Origin of the sequence: Acetobacter sp. DmW_043 (assembly GCF_002153485.1) — a bacterium.
GTDB classification, from domain to species: Bacteria; Pseudomonadota; Alphaproteobacteria; order Acetobacterales; family Acetobacteraceae; genus Acetobacter; species Acetobacter thailandicus.
The window spans coordinates 1-2,956 of sequence record NZ_JOMN01000058.1 but is presented as its reverse complement, the minus strand read 5'-3'; the positions used below and the strand labels follow the sequence as shown (position 1 = coordinate 2,956).

4 protein-coding genes are annotated in these 2,956 nt (G+C 46.5%); 3 read left to right on the top strand and 1 reads right to left on the bottom strand.

The window, feature by feature from the left end; translation table 11 throughout:
• Positions 1-179 precede the first annotated feature (179 nt).
• Both HK11_RS12385 and HK11_RS11365 read left to right on the top strand, forming a co-directional pair.
• On the top strand, positions 180-353 hold the full coding sequence (locus HK11_RS12385; RefSeq protein ID WP_158092825.1) for a hypothetical protein: 174 nt from the start codon (positions 180-182) through the stop codon (positions 351-353).
• Positions 354-625: 272 nt separating this feature from the next.
• Positions 626-1,144 carry a DUF2778 domain-containing protein gene (locus HK11_RS11365; protein ID WP_086555452.1) on the top strand — a complete coding sequence of 173 codons (519 nt, stop codon included), beginning with the start codon at positions 626-628 and terminating at the stop codon, positions 1,142-1,144.
• Between the two features lie 713 nt (positions 1,145-1,857).
• Here HK11_RS11365 and HK11_RS12640 read toward each other — a convergent pair.
• Positions 1,858-2,073 carry a hypothetical protein gene (locus tag HK11_RS12640; protein ID WP_233133463.1) on the bottom strand — a complete coding sequence of 72 codons (216 nt, stop codon included), beginning with the start codon at positions 2,071-2,073 and terminating at the stop codon, positions 1,858-1,860.
• A 34-nt stretch (positions 2,074-2,107) separates the two neighbouring features.
• On the opposite strand from HK11_RS12640, the gene HK11_RS11355 reads away from it, so the two are divergent.
• Positions 2,108-2,862, top strand: a protein-coding gene (locus tag HK11_RS11355; RefSeq protein ID WP_369822957.1) for an IS5 family transposase whose coding sequence is annotated in 2 segments (ribosomal slippage) — positions 2,108-2,446 and positions 2,449-2,862 — 753 coding nt in all. Because the reading frame shifts where the segments join, the coding sequence is not laid out codon by codon here.
• Positions 2,863-2,956: the final 94 nt, after the last annotated feature.

Below are 2,956 nucleotides of genomic sequence, written 5' to 3'. Positions count from 1 at the left end.
TCACTCACAGGCTCATCCTCCATAGGTAAGCCTGCGAATCACAATCTCTCGCTCAGTTCAATGAATTAACAGGTCCTGAGCCTAGCTGGCAGATAATGAGGCTTTGCAGCGTGCTGTCCGTAAGATGAGGGCACGCGGGTCTAACCTTAAGGGCATTGCAAAAACACTTCGGTATTTCAATGGAGACCGCACGTTCTGCCCTGTTCAAATCGGACAGACTTACCAACGAAAAAAGCAGAACACCTGAGCCTTTGCCGGCTGGTCACTCCATAGCCATGCGCGGTTTGTGGCGCGGCCTTGAGCACTGGCGGGGCTTTGCTGATGCTATGAATAACAGGAGCAGAGAGAGATGAAGTCAGAGCAACGCCGGGGCATGGTTAAACGGCTTAACCAGCTAAATGATAACGGCGGAAAGGTGACACCGAAAGCCGCGCCACCCATAAGGCGGAACTACTTACGCAAGCAAATGCCCGTACAGATAGAACGCTTTGAAGCACTTAGAGCGCGGGTAATGGGTCTGAAAGAGCCTGATTTTTGATACTTGTTATTCATATTTTTTGATTTAAACATAATTACTGTTATTGTTTTCATTTACTTGACTAATTATTAAATGGATTAAAGTTAAATTCCTTTAAATGGTAAGTTTATATTAAATGGAGATCGTTATTCATCTTTAACATTTCCTGGAGTCGGGAGTTTTGAGGCTTTTTCAGGAGACGGAATTTATAGAAACAGAGGCGGGTGCGGATATATTCCAGGCCAAGGATCTCTTCCTGAAGGTAAATACTGGATAGTATCCCGGTCTTCTGGTGGTTTGATAGCAAAAGGAATTGCCTGGGCTAAAGATTTATATAATCAATATCATTCAGGCGCTGTTTTTCGTCACTCTGAATGGTTTGCGTTGTATCGTGATGATGGAATGATAGATGACTTCACTTTCATTAAAGGTGTGAAGCGGGGTAATTTCAGGCTTCATCCCGGTGTTTTGTCAGATGGATGTATAACACTCTCAAAGAATACAGATTTTGCACTTTTGAGAAATACTTTATTGCGAACACCTCAGATGCAAGTACCAGGGGTAAAAGGGCTTAACTCTTTTGGAACAATAGAGGTTGTGAATAATGGTAACAACAATTTCTCGTAAATCATTGAATTTATTTATATTTTTCGTTTTTTTATATATAGGGCTTCGGCTGATAGATCCTGCAAAATTTATAAGCGTTGAATACGCAAATAAATTTGCAATATGGAAAGATGGGTATGTTGGAGGCGAAAACTACGATGATTTATGGGTTATTTTATGGGTAGTATTTTCATTTATATTTGCTGTTATTTTTTATAAAATTGTATTTTCTATTTTTAATTTCTACAAAAAGAAATTTGCTAGGTAGTTTTTAAAGGGTGCCAGCCATACTGGACACCCTGGACGAACGCCAATTCTGGCGTTTGCTTTCCAGATCGGGAAAGCGTTCCCGTCCCCTTAAATCGGATCCGCGCTTTATAGAACTTCGGGGAGTAAATCAGAGCGCCAGAAATATACCAGTCGGTGAATTTCCCGACTGCTTTATCTGATGCATTCAAGTCGTGGTGGACGACATTGCTTATATTTCATCAGCAACCTTTGAAACCGGGCCGGAGGGCAAAAAAAAGAGGCACCCGATTAAGGATGCCTCTCTATAATCTGCACCGCATAATTGCTTGGAATCGCAGGCTATGCGGCGGCCTCTTGCAAGGTCTTGAGATGCTGATCTGCCGATAAAGGCTAGAGAGCAGCGCACAAGGCAGAACGTAAAGAAAATCCAGATAGAAGTAGATATAAGCTATCGCGCCACAATAGCACAAAAAATCGAGGAATCTTTATGCTGCTAAAAGCGTATCCCATTCATCTATCTGGGTTACTTCTACGGGTGCCGGTCGGCGAACCATCCGGATATCAGGATGTGGTTGCCCGATACGAGCCTTAACAGGCTTCAACAAAACAACCGTTTTAGGGTCTATACTGAAATGCGGGAAACGTCCCTGCAGGACAGTTACAACCACCAGTCGAATCTGTTTATCAGCCCACTGCCCCACTGACTGTTTTCCCGGTTTTGAGGGAGAGAAACAGATGCGGCGCTATGGCTTGCGTGACGACCAGTGGGAGCGGATAAAAGACCTTCTTCCGGGTCGTGAGGGGCATGTTGGAGGCACTGCTGCAGACAACCGTCTGTTCGTGGAGGCGGTGCTGTATCGCTATCGCGCAGGCATTCCATGGCGCGATCTTCCTGCACGTTTCGGAGGCTGGAAAAACGTGCACCGGCGTCTGCGCCGCTGGTGTGAAAGCGTTGTCACCGAACGGATATTTCGTTATCTGGCCGCCGATCATGACAATGAATACATGATGATCGACAGCACGATTGTCCGTGCACATCAGCATAGTGCCGGAGCTCTCAAAAAGGGGGCGCGGATCAGGCCATCGGACGATCCCGGGGCGGACTGACCACAAAGATCCATGCCATTTGCGATGCCCTGGGCAATCCGGTGGAGATCGACATCACACCGGGTCAGGATGCGGATATCAACCGGGCGGAACCGATGCCGGAAAACATCGATCCGGATGCCTTCCTTGCTGACAGGGCGTATGACGCAGACAGGTTGATCGACCGATTGACAGAGCGCGGCGTTACCCCGGTCATTCCGCCAAAACGTCATAGAACGATGCAGCGGAAAACAGACTTCGCTCTTTACAGGGAGCGTAATCTTGTCGAGCGGTTCTTTAATAAACTCAAACAGTTCCGTGCCATCGCAATACGCTACGATAAACTGAAATCAACGTTCCTCGCAGCCGTGCAGTTTGCCTCAGTCATCATCCTCCTTAACTGACGACACGCCGTAGGCTCAGGACCTGTTAATTTATTGAACTGAGCGAGAGATTGTGATTCGCAGGCTTACCTATGGAGGATGAGCCTGTGAGTGA